At 71.1% G+C, this 21,060-nt stretch carries 16 protein-coding genes; 12 read left to right on the plus strand and 4 right to left on the minus strand.

Annotated elements, in window-relative coordinates; genetic code table 11:
* Window positions 1–11: 11 nt before the first annotated feature.
* Both Sm713_RS08425 and Sm713_RS08430 read right to left on the minus strand, forming a co-directional pair.
* Window positions 12–2,207, minus strand: coding sequence for an ABC transporter ATP-binding protein (locus Sm713_RS08425; RefSeq protein ID WP_249416172.1), 2,196 nt, complete (start codon window positions 2,205–2,207; stop codon window positions 12–14).
* Window positions 2,204–4,279: an ABC transporter ATP-binding protein gene (locus Sm713_RS08430; RefSeq protein ID WP_212909024.1), complete on the minus strand. Its 2,076-nt coding sequence runs from the start codon at window positions 4,277–4,279 to the stop codon at window positions 2,204–2,206. Before Sm713_RS08430 ends, Sm713_RS08425 begins: the two co-directional genes overlap by 4 nt.
* A gap of 265 nt (window positions 4,280–4,544) precedes the next feature.
* Between Sm713_RS08430 and Sm713_RS08435 the strand changes: the two genes are divergently transcribed.
* The 11 genes from Sm713_RS08435 (at window position 4,545) to Sm713_RS08485 (ending at window position 16,083) form a co-directional block, all read left to right on the plus strand.
* Window positions 4,545–5,492, plus strand: a complete 948-nt coding sequence (locus Sm713_RS08435) for an ABC transporter ATP-binding protein (protein WP_212909025.1) — start codon at window positions 4,545–4,547, stop codon at window positions 5,490–5,492.
* A gap of 3 nt (window positions 5,493–5,495) precedes the next feature.
* Window positions 5,496–6,278 carry an ABC transporter permease gene (locus Sm713_RS08440; RefSeq protein ID WP_212909026.1) on the plus strand — a complete coding sequence of 261 codons (783 nt, stop codon included), beginning with the start codon at window positions 5,496–5,498 and terminating at the stop codon, window positions 6,276–6,278.
* A 312-nt stretch (window positions 6,279–6,590) separates the two neighbouring features.
* The gene (locus tag Sm713_RS08445; protein ID WP_249416538.1) at window positions 6,591–7,781 is read left to right on the plus strand and encodes a sensor histidine kinase; all 1,191 of its coding nucleotides are present in this window, start codon (window positions 6,591–6,593) and stop codon (window positions 7,779–7,781) included.
* The gene (locus tag Sm713_RS08450) at window positions 7,771–8,484 is read left to right on the plus strand and encodes a response regulator transcription factor (RefSeq protein WP_212909028.1); all 714 of its coding nucleotides are present in this window, start codon (window positions 7,771–7,773) and stop codon (window positions 8,482–8,484) included. Before Sm713_RS08445 ends, Sm713_RS08450 begins: the two co-directional genes overlap by 11 nt.
* Window positions 8,485–8,737: 253 nt before the next feature.
* Window positions 8,738–9,940 (plus strand): Ig-like domain-containing protein, encoded by a 1,203-nt coding sequence (locus Sm713_RS08455; RefSeq protein WP_249416540.1) that lies wholly within the window; start codon window positions 8,738–8,740, stop codon window positions 9,938–9,940.
* A 306-nt stretch (window positions 9,941–10,246) separates the two neighbouring features.
* Window positions 10,247–11,494: an Ig-like domain-containing protein gene (locus Sm713_RS08460; RefSeq protein ID WP_212909030.1), complete on the plus strand. Its 1,248-nt coding sequence runs from the start codon at window positions 10,247–10,249 to the stop codon at window positions 11,492–11,494.
* A 107-nt stretch (window positions 11,495–11,601) separates the two neighbouring features.
* Window positions 11,602–12,369 (plus strand): enoyl-CoA hydratase/isomerase family protein, encoded by a 768-nt coding sequence (locus Sm713_RS08465; RefSeq protein WP_212909031.1) that lies wholly within the window; start codon window positions 11,602–11,604, stop codon window positions 12,367–12,369.
* A 227-nt stretch (window positions 12,370–12,596) separates the two neighbouring features.
* Entirely contained in the window at window positions 12,597–13,106 is a 510-nt protein-coding gene (locus Sm713_RS08470) for an ATP-binding protein (protein WP_212909032.1), read from the plus strand.
* Window positions 13,107–13,590: 484 nt separating this feature from the next.
* Window positions 13,591–14,847 (plus strand): YncE family protein, encoded by a 1,257-nt coding sequence (locus tag Sm713_RS08475; RefSeq protein WP_249416173.1) that lies wholly within the window; start codon window positions 13,591–13,593, stop codon window positions 14,845–14,847.
* Window positions 14,848–14,904: 57 nt separating this feature from the next.
* Complete coding sequence (locus Sm713_RS08480) at window positions 14,905–15,822, plus strand: MerR family transcriptional regulator (protein WP_212909033.1); 918 nt, start codon at window positions 14,905–14,907, stop codon at window positions 15,820–15,822.
* 45 nt (window positions 15,823–15,867) lie between these two features.
* A complete protein-coding gene (locus Sm713_RS08485; protein ID WP_212909034.1) occupies window positions 15,868–16,083 on the plus strand; it encodes an EF-hand domain-containing protein in 216 nt (71 codons plus the stop codon).
* A gap of 259 nt (window positions 16,084–16,342) precedes the next feature.
* Here the strand turns inward: Sm713_RS08485 and Sm713_RS08490 are convergent, their stop codons facing one another.
* Together Sm713_RS08490 and Sm713_RS08495 are read right to left on the minus strand one after the other, a co-directional pair.
* A complete protein-coding gene (locus Sm713_RS08490; RefSeq protein ID WP_212909035.1) occupies window positions 16,343–17,197 on the minus strand; it encodes an ABC transporter ATP-binding protein in 855 nt (284 codons plus the stop codon).
* A 273-nt stretch (window positions 17,198–17,470) separates the two neighbouring features.
* On the minus strand, window positions 17,471–18,028 hold the full coding sequence (locus tag Sm713_RS08495) for a GH25 family lysozyme (RefSeq protein WP_212909036.1): 558 nt from the start codon (window positions 18,026–18,028) through the stop codon (window positions 17,471–17,473).
* 561 nt (window positions 18,029–18,589) lie between these two features.
* Here Sm713_RS08495 and Sm713_RS08500 point away from each other — a divergent pair.
* On the plus strand, window positions 18,590–20,962 hold the full coding sequence (locus Sm713_RS08500; RefSeq protein WP_212909037.1) for a carbohydrate-binding protein: 2,373 nt from the start codon (window positions 18,590–18,592) through the stop codon (window positions 20,960–20,962).
* The last annotated feature ends 98 nt before the right edge of the window (window positions 20,963–21,060 follow it).

Genomic DNA, 21,060 nt, shown 5'->3' on the forward strand with positions numbered 1-21,060 from the left:
CGGAACGAGACTCAGCCGGCGACGCTCTCCCGCCAGGCGCGGTGCAGGTCCGCGAAGGCACCCGTGTCCGCGATCAGCTCCGCGGGCGGCCCGTCCTCCACGACGCGGCCGTCCGCCATGACGAGCACCCGGTCGGCGATCTCCACCGTGGACAGGCGGTGGGCGATGACCATCGCCGTACGGCCCCGCAGCACGGTGTCCATGGCACGCTGCACGGCCCGCTCGCCCGGGATGTCCAGCGAGCTGGTGGCCTCGTCCAGGATCAGCACCGCCGGGTCCGCGAGCAGCGCCCGTGCGAAGGCCACCAGCTGCCGCTGACCCGCGGAGATCCGGCCACCGCGCTTGCGTACGTCGGTGTCGTAGCCGTCGGGCAGTGACGCGATGAAGTCGTGCGCGCCGATCGCCTTCGCGGCCTGCTCGATCTCCTCCCGGGTGGCGTCCGGGCGCCCGATGGCGATGTTCTCCGCGACGGTGCCGGAGAACAGGAAGGCCTCCTGCGTCACCATCACGACGCCGCGCCGCAGGTCCGGTACCGAGAGGTCGCGCAGGTCCGTGCCGTCGAGCAGGACCCGGCCCTCGGTGGGGTCGTAGAACCGCGCCAGGAGCTTCGCCAGCGTCGACTTGCCCGCCCCGGTCGAGCCCACCACGGCGACCGTCTGGCCGGCCGGGATGCGGAGGTCGAAGCGGGGTAGCACCTCGCCACCGGTGCGGTACGCGAAGCGCACGCCCTCGAACGTCACCGCGCGCCCCGGACGGCCCGGTTCCCGCTCCGGAAGGGACGTGGGAGAGGACGGCTCCGGCACGGAGGGCTTCTGCGCCAGCAGGCCCGCGATCTTCTCCAGGGAGGCCGCCGCGGACTGGTAGGAGTTCAGGAACATCCCCAGCCGGTCGATCGGGTCGTACAGCCGCCGCAGGTACAGCACCGCCGCCGCCAGCACGCCCAGCGCCAGCGAACCGCTCGCGACCCGGTAGGCCCCCCAGAGGACGATCGCGGCGATCGCGGTGTTGGCCACCAGCCGCGAACCGACCACATAGCGGGCCATCTCCAGCAGCGTGTCCCCGTTCAGCCGCTCATGACGCCGGTTGAGCACGCCGAACGCGGCGTCGTTCGCCTTCTCACGGCGGAACGCGCGTACCGGACGGATGCCGTTCATCGTCTCCGTGAACTTCACGATGACGGCGGCGACCGCCGTGGACCGCAGCGCGAAGATCCGCCCCGCCCGCCGCCGGTACATGCGGACCAGCAGGTACAGCGGCACGAAGGAGACCACCGCGACCGAGCCCAGGCCGAGGTCGAGCCAGAGCAGCATCACCGAGATGTAGACGAACGACAGGATGACGGTGATGAGCTCCTGAAGCCCCTCGCTCAGCAGCTCCCGCAGGGACTCGACGTCCGTGGTGGACCGTGCGATCAGCCGCCCCGAGGTGTAGCGCTCGTGGAAGTCGATGCTCAGGGCCTGCGCGTGCCGGAAGATCCGGCCCCGCAGGTCGAGCAGCACGTCCTGGTTGACGCGTGCCGAGGCGATGATGAACGCGTACTGGAGTCCGCCGGAGGCGAGCGCGCAGAGCACGTAACCGCCGCCGACCGCCATCAGCGGGCCGTAGTCGTCGTGCCGGGCCGCCGGGGCGCCCCGGTCGATGGCGTAGGCGACCAGCAGCGGGCCCGCCTGCACGGCAGCCTGCTGGAGGAGCAGCAGCACCGTGGTGACCACGACTCTGGCGCGCATCGGTGCGAGCAGGGAGCGGAGCAGGGCGCCGGTGGCGCCCTTGGGGGAGGGGAGGGTGTCGTGGTCGAAGGGGTCGCCGGGGGCGTCGAGGGTGTCGGATGTGTCGGCGGTGTCGGGGGGTGCGGGGGTGCCGGGCTCTTCGGAGGTGCTGGGCTCTTCGGAGGTTCTGGGCTTCTCGGCGGTGGCGGGCTTTCGTTCCTCGGTGGTGGTGGAACCGTTCGTGGTGTCCGTGTCGTCCGCCGTGCCGGTGGCGTTCGTGCCGGTGGTCCCGTTGGCGTTCGCGCCGTTCGTGCCGGTGGTGCCGTTGGCGTGTGTGCCGTTCGCCTTGTCGGTGCCGTTCCCGTTCCCGTTCCCGTTCCCGTTCCCGTTCGCGTTCGCGGAGCCCGTGGCGCTCGTGCCGTTCGCCGTGCCGGTGCCCGTGGTGCGGCTCTCGTCGCCGTCGTCGGCGTCCGGTGCTGTGCTGGTGGACGCCGTGGTCATCGGTCCTTCTTCCCTTCGGGGGCGGATGCGGACGAGGAGGCGGCGGACGCCGCCCCGATCCGTGCCGCGTCCGGCGCGGGGGCGGGTGCGGGCGAGTCCGCCGTGCCCTCGGAGCCGGTGGCCGACATCAGCCAGGCGTAGGTGGGATTGCTGCGCAGCAGCTCCTGGTGCGTGCCGACGGCGGTGATCCGGCCCTGGTCGAGGAGGGCGACCCGGTCGGCGAGCAGCACCGTGGAGGGGCGGTGCGCGACGACGAGCGCGGTCGTGTCGGCGAGCACCCGGCGCAGGGCGGCCTCCACCAGCGCCTCCGTGTGCACGTCGAGCGCGGACAGCGGGTCGTCCAGCACCAGGAAGCGGGGGCGCCCCACGACCGCGCGGGCCAGCGCGAGGCGCTGCCGCTGCCCGCCCGACAGGCTGAGCCCCTGCTCGCCCACCTGCGTGGTGGCGCCTTCGGGGAGCTGGTGCACGAACTCCGCCTGGGACACCGACAGGGCGCGCCGCAACTCCGTGTCGCCCGCCGCTTCCGGGGCGCCCATCAGCACGTTCTCCGCGACGCTCGCCGAGAACAGCGTGGGCTCCTCGAAGGCGACGGCGACCAGCGTGCGCAGACGCGCGCGTGGGATCGCCGTGATGTCCTCGCCGTCCAGGGTGATGCGGCCGCCGGTCGGCTCGTGCAGCCGGGGGACGAGGGCCGTGAGGGTCGTCTTGCCGCTGCCCGTGGCGCCCACCAGGGCCATCGTCTCGCCGGGCGCGATGTGCAGGTCGATATGGCTCAGTACGGGCGGGGCGGTGGGCGGCGCGTCCGGGTAGCGGAACTCGACGGCCTCGAAACGGAGGCCGGAGGCGGTGGTCCGGGAGGCGGTCGCGGTGGCGGGAGCCGTGGACGTGGCCGGCGGGGTGGTGTTCCCCGGCGCGGTGGCGTTCCCCGGCGCGGTGGCGTCCGCCGGGTGCTCGGCCTTCGCGGGGAGGTCCGCCGTCTCCTGCTCCGCGTCCATCACCTCGAAGTAGCGTTCCGTCGCGGTCGCGGACTCCTGGGTCATGGCCAGCAGGAAGCCGATGGACTCGATCGGCCAGCGCAGCGCGAGGGCCGTGGAGAGGAAGGCCACCAGCGTGCCCGCGGACACCGTGCCGTCCGCCACCTGGAGGGTGCCGAGGACCAGCGCGGCGCCGATGGCCAGTTCCGGCAGCGTCATGATGACGGCCCAGATCCACGCGAGCAGCCGGGCCTTGGCCAGTTCCGTACCCCGCAGGGTGCGCGCGAGGGTGCGGAAGGCCATCGCCTGGCTGCGGTGCCGGCCGAAACCCTTGATGATGCGGATGCCGAGCACGCCCTCCTCGACGACCGTCGTCAGGTCGCCGACCTGGTCCTGCGCCTGGCGGGCCACGATGGAGTACCGGGTCTCGAAGTACGCGCACACCACCATGAGCGGCACGGCGGGAGCCAGCAGCACCAGCCCGAGGATCCACTGCTGGGCCAGCAGGATGACGACGCCGATCAGGATCGTCGCGCCGTTCACCAGCAGGAACGTCAGAGGGAAGGCGAGGAACATCCGGATCAGCATCAGGTCCGTGGTGCCCCGCGACAGCAGCTGCCCCGACGCCCAGCGGTCGTGGAAGGCGACCGGCAGCCTCTGGAGGTGGCCGTAGAGGTCGCTCCGCATCTCGGCCTCCACGCCCGCCAGCGGGCGCGCCACCAGCCAGCGGCGCAGCCCGAACAGGCAGGCCTCGGCGATGCCGAGCAGCAGCAGGTAGAGGGCGCCGAGCCAGACGCCGCCGGGGTCCCGGTGCGCCACCGGGTCGTCGACGATCCACTTCAGGACGAGCGGGATCACCAGCCCCACGCTGGACGCGACTATCGCGATGCCGGCCGCGGTGAGGAGCCGGACGCGCACCCGGCGCACGTAGGGCCACAAGCGCAGCAGCGAGCGCGCCGTGGAGTGGCCTCCGGCCGGCGCGGCCTGGGCGTCCGGCGCGGTGGGTGCCCCCAACGGGTCGGATGCGTCGGTCGCGGCCGTGGCCGGGGTCGCCCGCGCGGCGGGCTCGGGCAGCGTGGGTGCAGGGGTCTCGGGCATCAGTGGCGAGCCTACGGTTTGCAGCTGACACCGCCCACCTAGTTTTGACCGTCCTTGGGCGGACCGGCCTCGTCCTCTGGTCCTACTCCACCTGGGACTCCGCCTGGGAGGATTCGGGGCCGGAATCTCCCGGTCCGCGGGCCGCCCAGGTCCGGCCTCCCGCGAAGTCGTACTGGCGTATCAACCGATCGGACGATGCAGGGTTATGGCGTGATGGCCGATGTGGGGGCGGGACCGCCGCCGGGATCCTCGAAGCATGCCGAACATGCCTGTCACAGATCCCCCGCCGGTCGCGTCCGGCGGCCACCCGGGACCACGCCCGATCATCGAGGTGCAGTCCCTCACGAAGTCGTACGCCGGCCGCGCCGTCGTCGACGGAGTCTCGTTCGCCGTGGAGGAGGGCGAGATCTTCGGAATCCTCGGTCCCAACGGCGCGGGGAAGACGACGACGGTCGAGTGCATAGAGGGACTGCGCGTCCCCGACGCCGGCCGTATCCGCGTCGCGGGCCTCGACCCGGTCACCGAGCACGAGGCCGTCACCCGGATCCTCGGCGCCCAGCTCCAGGAGAGCGAGCTGCAGGCGAAGCTCACGGTCCGCGAGGCCCTTGAGCTGTACGCGGCCTTCTATCCCTCGCCGGCCGACTGGCGCCCGCTCGCCGAGCGGCTCGGGCTCACCGACAAGCTGGGCACCCGCTTCGGAAAGCTGTCGGGAGGGCAGAAGCAGCGGCTGTTCATCGCGCTCGCCCTGATAGGCAATCCCCGGGTCGTCGTCCTGGACGAGCTGACGACCGGCCTCGACCCCCGGGCCCGGCGCGACACCTGGGAGCTCATAGAAGAGGTGCGCGGCGGCGGCGTCACCGTCCTGCTGGTCACCCACTTCATGGAGGAGGCCCAGCGGCTCTGCGACCGGATCGCGGTGATCGACCACGGCCGGGTGGCGGCCCTGGACACCCCGGCCGGCCTGATAGGCCGTGCCACGAGTTCGACCGTGATCTCCTTCACCCCCTCCTCTCCCCTGGAGGAGGCCGTCCTCGCCGAGCTGCCCCAGGTGGCGTCCGTGCAGAGCAAGGACGGCCGGATCACCCTGAGCGGCACCGACGAGACGGTCAACGCCGTCATCACCCTGCTGACCCGCCGGCACATCACCGCCTACCAGCTCCGCGTCGCCGACGCCACGCTCGACGACGCGTTCCTTGACCTGACAGGAGCCTGACCCATGAGCGCCACCACTGTCTCCGCCCCCGCCCGACCGGCGGGCAACCGCCCCTGGCGTGCCGTGATGATCACCGAGGCGAGACTCTTCAGACGTGAGCCCGCCGGCATCTTCTGGATCCTCTGCTTCCCCACCCTCCTGCTGGTGGTCCTCGGCTCCATCCCCTCCTTCCGTGAGCACGATCCCGACCTGGGCGGCATCCGCCTCGTGGACGCGTACGTCCCCGTGTCGGTGCTGCTCGCCATGATCGTCTCCGGTCTCCAGTCGATGCCGCCGGTCGTCACGGGCTACCGGGAGCGCGGCATCCTGCGCCGGATGTCCACCACCCCCGTGCGCCCCGGCGCCCTGCTCGGTACCCAGATGGGCCTGCACGGCGCGGCGGCCGTGGTCTCCACCGTGCTCAGCCTCGCGGTGGGCCGGCTCGCCTTCGACGTGCCGCTGCCCCGGCAGGCGCTCGGATACGTCCTCGGCCTGCTCCTCGCGGTGCTCGCCGCCCTGGCGATGGGAGCTCTGGTCTCGGCCCTCTCCCGTACCTCGAAGATCGCGGGTGCGATCGGGTCCGTGGTGTTCTTCCCGATGATGTTCTGCGCAGGTGTCTGGTTGCCGGTGCGCGCGATGCCCGACACCCTTGCGCGGATCGTCGAGCTCACCCCGTTCGGGGCGGCGGCGGGGGCCCTCGACCAGGCGGCTTTGGGCGACTGGCCGTCCTGGGCACACCTCGGCGTACTCGCGCTGTGGGCCGTGGTGCTCTCCGCGGCCGCGTCCCGCTGGTTCCGGTGGGAGTGACGGCAGATGACCTCCGACCTGGGGCGGGGGACGGCACCCGCCAAGCCCCTGCGCCCGAGCGGGTCGGTACCTCAGACTGACCCCATGGCGAGCAGCACACGGACCGTGAAACAGAAGAGCGGTGCGGACGCCGGCAGCACGGACCTCGGCGGGGCGGGCACCGGCGGTGACACGGCGGCGGGGGCCGCGGGCACCGGCTGCACCCTGCCTGTCGGAGGGGTGGCCGGGCCTGCCGGAGGGGTGGCCGGAGCGGGGCACGCCAGCGCGGCGGTCGAGCGGCGCTGGGCCCAGTTCAACCGCTCCGGCCCGCTGATGCTGCTCTCGGCGGCCACGCTCGTCACGCTCGCCAGCGGCAGCCTGATCATGAGCCACAGCGATCGGATCGCCGCGATCCCGCTCGTCTGCGCCGCGTTCGCGCTGCAACTGTGGTGGTACCGCGTCAGCGCCTCCCCGCTGGCCCCGTCCCGCACCTCTGAGCGCTACTACGCCGCCCGCTGGGCGCTGGGCTTCGCCCTGTCCTGGACGAACCCGTTCATGTCGCTCTACGCGGTCTCGGGGTACTTCGGCGCGGAGAGGCTGCTGCCCGCCCGTCGCGTCAAGCTGGGCCTGTTCGCGACGGCGGTCACGATGGCCGGGGCCGAGGCCGGCGGGCTGCCTCCGCCGGCTCCGCTCAGCTGGGTGCTGTTCGGGACGATGCTCGCCTTCAACGGCGTGCTCGTCACCATCTTCAGCCAGCTGGGCGCCAAGGAGGCGGAGCGCAACCGCCTCCAGGCCAGCACCATCGCGGAACTGGAGAGCGCCAACACCCGCCTCCAGCAGGCCCTCGACGAGAACGCCGCCCTGCACGCCCAACTGCTCGTCCAGGCACGGGAGGCGGGGGTAGCCGACGAGCGGCGGCGGCTGGCTGCCGAGATCCACGACACCATCGCACAGGGCCTGACGGGCATCATCGCCCAGTTGCAGGTCGTCATGGGCACCAAGGAGCCCGGCCTGGCCAGGGAGCACCTGGAGCAGGCCGCGGAGCTCGCCCGGCACAGCCTCGGCGAGGCCCGGCGTTCGGTGCAGAATCTCGCCCCGGCCGCCCTGGAGCAGGACGCCCTGCCGCAGGCACTGGAGAACACCGTCTCCGAATGGGCGGCCCGGGAGGAGGTGCCCTCCCAGTTCACGGTCACCGGCACCGCCCAGCCGTTGCACGAGGAGGTCGAGGCCACGCTGCTGAGGATCGCCCAGGAGTCCCTGACGAACGCGGCCAAGCACTCCGGCGCCACCCGCGTCGGCGTCACCCTCTCCTACATGGACGACGAAGTGACGCTGGACGTCCGGGACGACGGCCGCGGCTTCGACCCCCGGGCCCTGCCGCCCCGCTCACGCACCGGCGGCTTCGGGCTCGCCGGGATGCGCGCCCGCGCCGAGCGCATAGCGGGAACCCTCTGCGTGGAATCCGAGCCGGGCCACGGCACGGCCGTCTCCGCTCGCGTACCGTTGGTGCGCCATGACCGATAAGACGCGCGAGCAGGACGTGCCGGGGCTGCCCCGGGCCTGTGTCCCGGAGCCGTCCGCGGCGATCAGCCTGCTCATCGTCGACGACCACCCGGTCGTGCGGAACGGCCTGCGGGGCATGTTCGAATCGGTCGAGGGCTTCACGGTGCTCGGTGAGGCGGACAACGGCGTGGCGGCGGTCGACCTCGTGGACCGCGTCGATCCGGACGTGGTCCTGATGGATCTGCGGATGCCGGGCGGCGGGGGTGTCGACGCCATCAAGGAACTCGCCCGCAGGGGCGCCCGGGCCAAGGTGCTGGTGCTCACCACGTATGACACCGACTCCGACACCATCCCGGCGATCGAGGCCGGTGCCACGGGCTACCTGCTGAAGGACGCCCCGCGCGAGGAGCTGTTCACCGCCGTCCGGGCCGCCGCGGAAGGCCGGACGGTGCTGTCGCCGGCCATCGCCTCTCGGCTGGTCTCGGCGGTCCGCGACCCGTCCCCGGCCCCGGGGAGCGAGATGCTCTCCGCCCGGGAGCGCGAGGTGCTCACCCTGGTGGCCAAGGGCACCTCCAACCGCGAGATCGCGCGGGTGCTGTTCATCAGCGAGGCCACCGTCAAGACCCACCTGACCCATATCTACGCCAAGCTCGGCGTCAGCGACCGCGCCGCGGCCGTGGCGGTGGCCTACGACCGGCGGATCCTGGGCGCGGCCAAGGAGTGAGCCCAGCGCCCGCCTGGGTTTGGGCGGGGCAGCCGCGCGGGCCGGGAGCCTCGGCCCACCAGCGGGCGCCACCCTCCGTTGGAGCGGGCCGGGCCGCTCGGTCCGGGCGGCTGAAACGTGCCGTGCCGCAACGCCCACGGGTCCGCTCCGGGGAGGGCTGGGCCGTGCGGGTGTCGTCCTCTCCGGTGTTCCGGCTCGGCACATGGGGTCACCTACGTTTCCCCCGGGGGAGCCCGTCGTTGGGCCGATCGTGATTCGCGTAGTGAGGCGCGCGCCGCGCGCAGGAGTCGTACTGGCGGCCGGGCTCTGCGGGGCCGCTCTGCTGGCCTCCGCCGCCGGCTGCGGCGCGGGCGGGCTGCTCGGCGAACCGCCCTCGGCCAAGGACGCCATCGCGGTCACACCGGCCGACGGCAGCGGGCACGTAGCGCTGGGGCGGCCCATCGGGGTGCGGGTGCGCAGCGGGCGGCTGGAGTCGGTGCGGGTCGTGCGGTACCAGGACGCCCAGCGGTTCACGGTGCCCGGCCGGATCTCCACGGACGGGCTGTCCTGGCGGCCGGCGGAAAGCGGCCGGCTGGTGACGGCCGCGCGGTACACCGTCGACGCGGTCGCACTCGACGGGCACGGCCGCCGGTCGGCGCGGCACGCCGCCTTCCGCACCCTGGTCCCGGACCACCGGTTCATCGGCTACGTCACCCCGCAGAACCGGACCACCGTCGGCACCGGAATGATCATCTCGCTGGAGTTCAACCGGTCGATCCGCAACCGTGCGGCTGTGCAGCGCGCCGTCCGCGTGGTGGCCAGGCCCGCCGTGCCCATCGCCCCGCACTGGTTCGGCCACGACCGTCTCGACTTCCGCCCCGAGCACTACTGGAGGCCCGGCACGAGGGTCACCGTCGAACTGCGCCTCCAGGACGTGGTGGCGGCACCGGGCGTGTACGGGCTCCAGAGCAGGACCATCACCTTCACCGTCGGCCGCAACCAGACGAGCCGGGTCGACGCCGCCGCGCACACCATGCAGGTCCGGCGCGACGGGAAGCTCATCAGCACCCTGCCCATCACGGCCGGCGCTCCGAGCACCACCACCTACAACGGGAAGATGGTGGTCAGCGAGATGCTGAAGGAGACCAGGATGAACAGCCGCACGGTCGGCTTCGGCGGCGAGTACGACATCCCGGACGTCCCGCACGCCCTGCGGCTCACGTCCTCGGGCACGTTCCTGCACGGCAACTACTGGGCCGAGGACGTCTTCGGCACCGAGAACGTCAGCCACGGCTGCGTGGGCCTGCGCGATGTGAAGGGCGGCGGCGACAGCACGCCCGCCGGCTGGTTCTTCGCCCGCAGCCTCGTCGGGGACGTGATCGAGGTGGTGAACTCCCAGGACAGGCTGGTCGACCCCGGCAACGGACTCAGCGGCTGGAACATGAGCTGGCCCCGGTGGCGCGCGGGGGCGGCCTGACGGGCGTCGATTAAGTACCCCCTCCCTCCTCCGCCTCCCCACCCTCCCTCTACTCTGTGCTCCTTCTGCTCCGTGTGTGCTCCCTCCGCTCGTTCGGCTCGTTGAGCTCGTTCAGCCCCTCCCACCGCACCCGTGCGCTGCCCGGCAGCCACGGGCGGCGTGCCGGTGAGGACCAACCCCCGTGTTGAGACTGAACGGTGACCATCGGGGGGAGTCTCGAAGCGAGCCGATGTGATTAATTACCGCCGAGTCCGCGGTAGTCGCGGGGGGAGTGAGCCCGGTCGGGCGGGCGAGGGGAGAGTCATCGTGGAGGGGCGACCGATAACCGGTCCATCGGTTGGCGCGCGGGGCGCACGTCTACGACTCGGGCGCCGCGGGCGCTCAGGCCCGTGGGCCGTGCTGCTCGGGGCCGCGCTGCTGCTCGTCACCGCCTGCGGGGGCGGGGACGAGGCCGACGGCGACAAGAACGGCGGCAAGCCGAGCAAGCCACCCGTGCCGAACGCCGTGGTGACCATCAGCCCGAAGGACGGCACGCACTCCGTCGACACCACCGGCGCCCTCAAGGTCGCGGCCTCCGGCGGCAAGCTCACCGGCGTCACGGTGCGGGACGCGAAGGGCCACCCGGTCGACGGTACCCTCGCGGGCGACGGGAAGACCTGGAGCCCCTCCGGCCACCTCACCTCGAACACCACCTACACCGTGCAGGCCAGCGCCAAGAACTCCGAGGGCCGCGCGACGTCGAGCAAGTCCACCTTCACCACGCTCAAGCCCAAGAACACCTTCGTCGGGATCTTCACCCCGGAGGACGGTTCGAAGGTGGGCGTCGGCATGCCGTTCTCGCTGCACTTCACCCGCGGTATCACCCACCCGGAGGACGTGCAGAAGGGCATCCGGATCACCACCGACCCGGAGGTCCCCGTCAAGGGCCACTGGTTCGGCAACGACCGCCTCGACTTCCGCCCCGAGCACTACTGGAAGCCCGGCACCAAGGTCACCGCCACGCTCGACCTCGACGGCGTCAAGGGCCGGCCCGGCGTCTACGGCACCCAGACCAAGTCGGTGACGTTCACCATCGGCCGCACCCAGATCTCCACCGTCGACGCCAAGAAGCACATGATGAGCGTCGAGCGGGACGGCAAGGTCATCAGGAAGGTCCCGATCACCGCGGGCGGCACCGGCCACACGACGTACAACGGCCAGATGGTGATCAGCGAGAAGTACCACATCACCCGGATGGACGGCCGCACGGTCGGCTTCGGCGGCGAGTACGACATCAAGGACGTGCCGCACGCCATGCGCCTGTCGACCTCCGGCACCTTCATCCACGGCAACTACTGGGCGGGCGGCGCCTTCGGGAACTACAACGCCAGCCACGGCTGCGTCGGCCTGAGGGACGTGAAGGGCGCCTGGAGCAAGAAGACGCCCGCCGCGTGGTTCTACGACAACTCCCTCATCGGCGACGTCGTCATCGTCAAGAACTCCAAGGACACGCAGATCCAGCCGGACAACGGCCTCAACGGCTGGAACATGTCCTGGGCGGACTGGACCAAGTAGACCACGCGGAACGGACGGCACGGCGCAGCCGCGGGCGGCGCCATGCCGGACAGGGCGGAGGCACACGCCCTGCCCCGTCGCGGTTAACCACCGCTAACCTGCTCTGCATGACTGTGCATCTCGAAGTGGCCGACGCGGTCGGCGTGCTGCGCCTCGACAGGCCGCCCATGAACGCCCTGGACATCGCCATGCAGGACCGGATCAAGGAGCTGGCGGAGGAGGTCACCGACCGCGAGGACATCCGAGCCGTGGTCATCCACGGCGGCGAGAAGGTCTTCGCGGCCGGCGCGGACATCAAGGAGATGCGGGCGATGGACCACGCGGCCATGGCCGTACGGTCCCGCGCCCTGCAGGACTCCTTCACGGCGGTCGCCCGGATCCCCAAGCCCGTGGTCGCCGCCGTCACCGGCTACGCCCTCGGCGGCGGCTGCGAGCTGGCGCTCTGCGCCGACTACCGGATCGCCGCCGAGAACGCGAAGCTCGGTCAGCCCGAGATCCTGCTCGGCCTGATCCCGGGCGCCGGCGGCACGCAGCGGCTGGCCCGGCTGATCGGCCCGTCGCGCGCCAAGGACCTCATCTTCACGGGCCGTCACGTACGCGCCGCGGAGGCGCTCGCCATCGGCCTGGTGGACCGGGTGGCCCCGGCCGGCGAGGTCCTCCAGCAGGCCCACGAGTGGGCGGCGGCGCTCGCCAAGGGACCGGCTCTCGCGCTGCGCGCGGCGAAGGAGTCGGTGGACCGCGGCCTCGAGGCGGACATCGACACGGGGCTGGCCATCGAGCGCAACTGGTTCGCGGGGCTGTTCGCCACGGAGGACCGCGAGCGCGGCATGCGGAGCTTCGTGGAGGAGGGGCCGGGCAAGGCCCAGTTCGGCTGAGTGCCTCTTTCGGGTTATCCGGCCCGTTGCGGCGGGGCCGGACCGGGCCGCGGTAGAAGCTCTGGGTTACCTTCCGAACGCATAAGGTCACAGCAGGTCAGAGGCCGAAATTCTGGCTTCCACATGCCTTTGGCATATGCAGGATGACTACTCGCGGCCCGGGGCCTGCCTCGAAACGATTCCCGGGAACGGCCCCGGAGGGTGCTCCGGACGGTCATGATGGGGTCATGGCGGGGCTGGAGGGTGTCGAACAGCCGCGGCGGCACGCGAGTGCGACCGCGGCACGCTGGTCACCGGCGGTCGAGGACGAACGGGCGCTTGAGGCACTGGAGTTGCTCGGCAACCCCGCCGAGACCGAGGTGCGGCTGCCGTCGCGCCCGGAGTCCGCGGCCAGGGCCCGTCGGCTCGCCCAGGTCGTCGTGCTGCGCCAGTGGGGCCTCGGCCCGAAGGTGACCGAGGAGACGGTGCTGCTCGTCTCGGAGCTGGTGGGCAACGCCGTCCGGCACACCGGCGCGCGGTACTTCGGGCTGCGCATGCGGCTGCTGCGCGGCCGGGGCTGCCTGCGTGTGGAGCTGCGCGACCCCTCGCGCGGCCTGCCCTGCCTGATGCCCGTACGCGAACTGGACGTCTCGGGCCGGGGCCTGTTCCTGGTGGACCAGCTCTCCGACCGCTGGGGCGTCGACCTGGAGCCGCACGGCAAGGCCACCTGGTTCGAGATGCGCCTGCCGGAGCGCTGACGGCACGGCCGGGAGCGAGCCGGCCGGAACCGGTCGGCGGGGTCGGCGCCGGACACGACCTAGGGGCGTGCCCGGAACGCCAGCAGCCCCCGCCGCCTTCTTGGGGCACGGGGGCTGCTGTCGGGGTGCCGTGTCTCTCGGGGGATGGTGAGCCACGGCGGTCGGAGGGTGGCCCCGAGCCGGTGAGGGCGACGGTCCGGGCCCGTCCCGGACGCGTGCGGGGCACGTCTTCGACTATGGCAGCCGATGCCCCCCGATCCAAAGGAACCATTCATGCAAAAGGGGGCGCAGTCCCCAAGAGGTACACGCAATCACAGGTGATATGTGCCACTTGCCTACGAAAGTGCGGCTGATGGAGCGCCTTCGTGATGATCTTCAACGGGGTGCATGACGGCGTCCGTCCGTGAGGGACGGGATGGACGGGAAGCGCGGCACCTGGCGTCCTGAACCGTCCCGAGCGGACATGACACCGATGCCGACGGACATGACACCGATGCCGGAACAGATCTCGCCGAGCAGGCGGTTCCGGGTGAATCTGCTGTATGTGTACCGACCCTTCACCAGACGCGCCGGTGCCCTGCTCGGCGGCGCGCTGCTCGTCGCCCTGGCGGGCTGCGGCACGCCCTCCGGCGAGCGGAGCACCAAGGACAGCGGCCACATCATGCCGCCCCCGCCGGCCGCCAGGAGGACCGCGGCCCCGGCCCCCAAGGACGGGCTGCCCGGCATGCCTCCGCTGCTCGATCCGAAGGACGTGTACGCCGCCGACCGCCCCGGCATGCTCTCGCCCGTGGTGCGGGGGTTCCCCACGCGGATCTACGTGCCCAACACCAACTCCAACACCGTCTCGGTCATCGACCCCGCCACGTTCCGCGTCACCGAGACCATCCAGGTCGGCACGCAGCCCCAGCACGTCGTGCCCTCCTGGGACCTCAAGACGCTCTGGGTCAACAACGACCTGGGCAACTCCCTCACCCCGATCGACCCGAAGACGGGCAAGGCCGGCCGGCCCGTCGACGTGCACGACCCCTACAACCTCTACTTCACGCCGGACGGCAAGTACGCCGTCGTGATGGCCTCCCGGGACCGCGAACTCGTCTTCCGGGACGCGCACAGCATGCAGATCAAGAAGACCGTGCCGGTGGACTGCGCGGGCGTGAACCACGCCGACTTCTCGCCGGACGGCACGTACTTCATCGTCTCCTGCGAGTTCTCGGGCGATCTGCTCAAGGTCGACACCGCGCGGATGGCCGTCGTCGCCCAGCAGAAGCTGCCGCTCGGCGGCGCCATGCCGCAGGACGTCAAGATCGCACCGGACGGCAGCGCCTTCTACGTGGCCGACATGGCGGCGGACGGCGTCTGGGTCCTGGACGGCGGGAAGTTCGGCAAACCCGTGCTGATGCCCACCGGCAAGGGCGCCCACGGCCTGTACGTCAGCCGGGACTCCAAGGTCATGTACATCACCAACCGCGGCGAGGGCACCATCTCCCTCTTCGACTTCGGGCAGCGCAGGCTCAGCAAGAAGTGGCGGCTGCCGGACGGCGGCAGCCCTGACATGGGCGGCGTCTCCGCGGACGGCAAGGTGCTCTGGCTTTCGGGCCGCTACAACTCCGAGGTCTACGCCATCGACACGGGAACCGGCGCGCAGCTCGCGAAGATCCCCGTCGGCAGCGGACCGCACGGCCTCGCCGTCTACCCGCAGCCGGGACGCTACTCGCTCGGCCACACCGGCGTCTTCCGCTGACGCGGGGCGCGGTAGGGGCTTGAGTCTCCACCGACTGGAGGGCCGAGACTCCTCAGCATGATCGAAGACGGCACGGAACTGCTCACCATCGGGCAGCTCTCCCGGCGCACCGGACTGTCCGTGCGCACCATCCGCTACTGGTCCGACGCCGGCGCCCTGCCGCCCGTCGCCCGCTCCGAGAGCGGCTACCGGCTGTACGACGCCGCGTCCGTCGCCCGCCTCGAACTCGTCCGCACCCTGCGCGAGCTGGACCTCCCGCTCGCCGACGTGCGCCGGGTGCTGGCCGGCGAGGCGACGGTCGCCGAGGTCGCGGACGCCCATGTGGCGGCGATCGACGCGCAGATCCGGAGCCTGCGGATCACCAGGGCCGTGCTGTCAACCGTCGCGCAACGCGGCTCGACCGCCGAGGAGATGGCACTCGTGAACAGACTCGCCCGCCTGTCCGCCGCCGAGCGGCAGCGGATCATCGACGACTTCGTGGCCGACACCTTCAGGGACCTGGAGAACGTCGACCCGGACATCCGCGACCGGATGCGCAGGACCTCCGTCCACCTGCCCGACGACCCCACGCCCGAACAGGTCGACGCCTGGGTCGAGCTGGCGGAACTGGTCCAGGACCCGCAGTTCAGGGCGGTGATGCGGCGCATGATCGAGTTCAACGCGGAGGGCCGCACCCAGGACACCCCCGGTGGCGCCTCCATCTGGTTCGCCAAGCGCCTGGTCCAGCTCGTCGGGGACGCGAGGCAGCGCGGCATCGCCCCTCAGAGCCCCGAGGCCGCCGGTGTCCTCGACGAACTGCTCGGCACGAGTGGCGACCGCGCCGCCGTCCTGGAGCGCCTGGAGACCGGCACCGACGCCGACACCGTCCGCTACAAGGAACTGCTCGCCAGGGTCGCCGGCCGCCCCGCGGCCCCGGACCACCGGGAGGAGTTCGCCTGGGTGGCCGCCGCGCTCCGTCACCAACTCGGCCGATAGCCTGGTCCGGACAGAGTCAGGCAGCGAGAAGGGGCGGAGATCCCGGTGGCGGACATCGAGGCGGCACGCAGGGCGTTCCAGCGGTTCGACGCGGACGGGGACGGGTTCATAACGGCGGCCGAGTACAAGAGCGCGATGGCGGCGATGGGGGACTTCTACGTCACCGAGTCCGTGGCGGAAGCCGTGATCGCGGCTCAGGACTCCAACGGGGACAGGGTGCTGTCGTTCGACGAGTTCTGGGCGAACCTGAACAAGTCCTGAGCGGTGGGGGTGGGTCTGTCCGGTACGGGGTCCTCACGTGCCGGACGGGCTCTTGTCCTCAGGCCCCGGACAGGCTTTCTCTCTTCTCGCCCTGCGGGCTTGTTTTCGCTTCGCTCGTCCTCAAGCGCCGGACGGGCTTGTTTTCGCTTGGCCCGTCCTCACGTGCCGGACGGGCTTGAAGTTGCCTAGCTCGTTCCTCAAGCGCCGGACCGGCTCGATTTTGCCTCGCTCGTCCTCAAGTACTCGCCGAACCGGCCCCTCAGGCGTTCCCCACCCGCCTCGCGCGTACCGTCCAGCGGCCCTCGTGGCGGGTCAGGTGGACCGGGTGGGCGAAGCACGTGCTGACGCGGTCACTGGTGAGGACCTCGGAGACGGGGCCGGAGGCCAGGGTGCGGCCGTCGCGGAGCAGCATGGCGTGCGTGGTGCCGGAGGGCAGTTCCTCCAGGTGGTGGGTCACCAGGACCGAGGCGAGCGCGGGGTGGTCGGCCGACAGGGAGTCGAGGGAGTCGATGAGCTGCTCGCGGCCCGCGACGTCCAGGCCGGTGGCCGGTTCGTCCAGCAGCAGGAGGCGGGGGCTCGGCATCAGGGCGCGGGCGATCAGTGCCCGGCCGCGCTCGCCCTGTGAGAGGGTCGGCCAGCGCGCCCCGGCCCGGGCCGCGAGGCCGAGCGTGGTGATGAGCCGGTCGGCCCGCTGTTCCTGCTCCGCCGTCGGCCGCCAGCGAGGCAGCCGTTCCACGCTGTTCGTCAGGCCGGTCAGCACCACCTCGCGGACCGGCAGGGGCGAGCGCAGCGGATGCCGCGGATTGACATGGCCGACGTAGGTGCGCAGCTCGCGCAGGTCGACCCGGCCCAGCGTCCGGCCCAGCACCCTGACAGTCCCCTCCGTGGGATGCACCAGCGCGCCGAGCAGGCTGAGCAGGGTGGTCTTCCCCGCGCCGTTCGGCCCGAGCAGCGCCCAGTGCTCGCCCGGCCGCACGGTGAGCGACACGTCCTGGAGGATCGGGCGGCCGTCGCGCACCACGTGCACGTCACGGGCGTCGAGGACCGGCGCGTGCGGGGGCGCCCCGGCGTCGTCCGCCGAGGCCGTTTCGGGGAGCAGACCGCTGAATGTCATGGTCAGAAGCCTAGCCCCGGCCCACCCAGGGTCCGCAGGCCCCATCCCCCCGGCCGGGCCTGCCCGGTGCGTGGCGCGACCGTCCGCAGCGGGATGCCATCGTCGCTCAGCAGCCGGCCGGCCGCCGTCGTCCGCCACCAGGTGAGGAACGTCAGCGGGGAACGCCGACCAGCGCGGCGAAGCGGCGCGCGAAGGCCGCACACGGCACGCCGGACCCGGGCGCGGCCGGCCCCCGCGGCCCGCCGCGCCCGGACTCGGCCGGCCCCGCTCGGCCTATTGGAGCGCGGTCGCCCAGTCCCGCATGGCCGCGGCACTCTTGAAATCGGCGACGTTCTTGTCGAGCGGGGTGCTGCTGTACTGGTGGATGGTCCAGTCCGCCTTGATGCGCGGCTTTCCGGCATCGACGTGGTCGGCGATCCACAGGCCGTCTCCGGCGTAGGAGGTGGTGTCGTGGTTCAGCCAGAAGTCGCGGTTGCAGTAGAGCATCACGCGGTGCTGGGGGCGGAGCCGCTTCACCTCTCTGATGAAGCTGTCCTTCTCGGCGTTGCTCGCCGCCGTGCCCTCGCCCGTGTACTCCCAGTCGGCCGCGAGCAGATCCTCCTCGACCGACGCGCACTTCTCCACGAAGTACTCGGCCTGCGCCTTGATGTTGCCGGGCCACAGGAAATGGTAGAAGCCCACCACGCATCCCGCGTCCCGTGCCCTCTTCGCCTGCTCCGACTGCTTCGGATTGATGTACGAACGGCCTTCCGTGGCCTTCACGAACACGAATGCAAGGCCGTCCGTGTCGAACGAGGTCTGATAAGAGCTGACGTCGATGCCGTGCAGCACGCGTAACCGCCTCCCGTAATGGCGTGAATGAATGCTCCGCTATGGACGTTCCCCGTCGCCCGGCGTGCCGAGCCTTTCGGGTCGGGCGACGGCGTCCGCACCGTCCCCTACCCCGAACCGGGTCCCGGACGCGCCACAGGTGATGTCGGGGTCCGGGTCCGAGAGTGCCGCCCGACCTCGCGCGCCCCACGCCGCGCCGGTCCGCTCCCGTGCCGCCGCGCGCCCTGACGACCGCCGCCGCGCCGCCCTGTGAGCGAAGCACAGGGAGCTGTCATTCTCCATTCTTTACAACTCGTGTCGGCGGGTCCGTATCTCTGGAAACGCCACTGGACATCCGATGATTAGGAAGCGCTCTCCGGAGGTCGAACATCACGATGCGCTCCGGCACTTGGGAATTCCAGGACGATTTTCCCGAGACGCGTTCTGAGGCTTGACCCCTATAAACCTCCGATGTTAACTGCGTGTTGCTCTAGTGCGTCTCCCTGCCCCGCCGAGCCGCCCCGCGACGGCAGACAGAGCGCCCAGGTTGTTCCACCCCCGCAACCCTTGGGAGAAACGCCAATGAGATTCCCCAGACTCGTCGCCTCGCTGGTCGCCGTGGCCTGCGTGGCGGCGATCGGAGCCGGCGTCCCCGCGTCGGCCGCCCCGCCCCGTCCCGCCTCCACCACGGACGCCGCGTTCAACACCGGCTCCGGCGCCCTCGACGTGAACTACGGCAGCTACCTCTCGAAGCACGACATCGTCTACAACCGGCCCAACACCGATCCCAAGTACGCCCTCACGGTCGGAAACGGCCGGATGGGCGCCATGGCCTGGCAGCAGAACGGCCTGACCATGCAGGCGTCGGGCGTCGACAACTCCCAGCAGGGCGCCTTCGGAGGCGGCCTGGTCAATCTGCGCACCACACCCGCCATGGAGAGCGGCTTCTCCCGCTACCAGCAGCGCCTCTCCCTCTACGACGGCACCCTGACCACCCGTTACGACGACAACCGCACCGTCACCGTGATGGGCGCCCCGGGCTCCGAGGTCATGGGCATCCACGTGGAGGACGGCCGCAGCAACGTCTCCGGGGTGACCCTGGACCTCGGCCTCTGGGACGTCAGCGGGCTCGGCAACAGCGGTGACGTGCCGAACCTGGACACCTGGAAGACCGTCAGGACCTACGCCGACGCGGACAGCGCGGGCTTCAGCCGCGGCCAGGACGATCCGCAGGGCTTCGGCTACACCCTCGCCGCCAGCGTGGAGGGCGCCGCGTACAGCACGCAGGTGGTGGACGGCCGCACGGTGCGCCTGACCATCACGCCGTCGCACAGCTACACCGTCTGGTTCACCACCAGCAGCCGCAAGAACGCACCGAACCAGGACTCCGTGGCCCAGGCCAAGAAGGCGCTGAGCCAGGTCAGGGCCACCGGGTACACGGGCACCCTGAACGCCTACAAGAACTGGTGGCACGCGTTCTGGCAGAAGTCCTTCGTGCAGTACGGCGACCAGTCGGGCGCGGCGGACTACATGGAGAACGTCTACTACCTGAGCACCTACATGATCGCGGCCGGCGGATACGGCGACTATCCGTTCCACTTCATCAACGGCGTCTTCCGCTCCACGGGGGACAGCACCAAGTGGAGCAACGCGTACTGGTACTGGAACCAGCGCGACGTCTACAACTCCTTCCTGGCGTCCAACCACGCCGACCTGATGTCCGGGTTCAACCGCCTCTACAGCCGGAACTTCGACGCGCTGAAGTCGTTCACGAAACAGCGGTACGGCGTCGACGGGATCTGGGTGCCGGAGACCATGGGCTGGGACGGCAACGCCCGCGGCACGGTGGGCAGCGACTACACCAAGAACATCTGGTCGTCGGGCGCGGAAGCCGCCTACAACATGTACCTCCAGTACCGGTACACGAACGACACCGGATATCTGCGGAACACCGCCTACCCGTTCCTGCGCGAGGTCGTGAAGTTCTACCAGCAGATGCTGTCCCGCGACGCGAACGGGCAGTACTACGTGGCCAACTCCAACTCCCACGAGACGTACTGGAACGTCCCCAACGCGATCACCGACCTGGCGGCCGTGCGCAACGTCTTCCCGATCGCCATCAGCGTCTCCCAGCAGCTCGGCCAGGACGCGGACCTCAGGCCCCAGTGGCAGAACATCCTGGACCACCTGATCGCGTACCCGTCCGACAGCAGCACCTACCTGCCGCACACCCCGCCGATCGCGCAGACCCGCAACAACGAGAACGTCGCCGCGGAGCTCGTCTGGCCCTACGACCGGACCGGCATCGGCTACCCGGACCAGCAGAAGGCCGTCAACACCTGGCGCGCGCGGCCCTTCCCCTACGGCAACGTCTGGTCGAACGACGCCATCCAGGCCGCCCGGCTCGGCCTCGGCGGCGACGCCTTCGACGGCATGAAGACCATGCTGAACAAGTACCAGAACTACCCGAACGGGATGACCAGCAACACCAACGGCGTCTTCGAGTACCTGGGCGTCCAGCTCAACGTGATCAACGAGTCGCTGCTCCAGTCCTACAACGGCAAGATCCGCGTCTTCCCCGCGACGCCGTCGCTGTCGGGCTATACCGGGAAGTTCACGCTGCTGGCCAATGGCGGCTTCCAGGTCAGCTCGGAGCGCGAGGCCGGCGAGACCAAATACGTCGGGATCAAGAGCCTCTACGGGAACAGCACCCGGGTGGTCAACCCGTGGCCGGGCCAGCAGGTCCAGGTGCGGTCGGTGTCCGACAACTCCGTGGTGCTGAGCACCGCCGACCCGGAGTTCACCCTGAACACCGCCGCGAACAGGGTCTACGTCGTGGAGCGGGTCGCGAAGCCCTTCTCGCAGTACGGCCACACCACGCTCACCGGCACCGCCAACCAGTCCGCCAAGTCCCTGGCGGGCACCGGCTCCACCCTCGGGCTGAACGCTTCCTGAGGCCCTGAGGCCCTGAGGCCCTGAGGCCCTGAGGCCCTGAGGCACCCGCGCCGTGACACCGGCGCAGGGACCGGGCCCGCCGCCGGCAGCCATGAGCC

The sequence above is a fragment of the Streptomyces sp. TS71-3 genome, assembly GCF_018327685.1.
GTDB lineage: Bacteria > Actinomycetota > Actinomycetes > Streptomycetales > Streptomycetaceae > Streptomyces.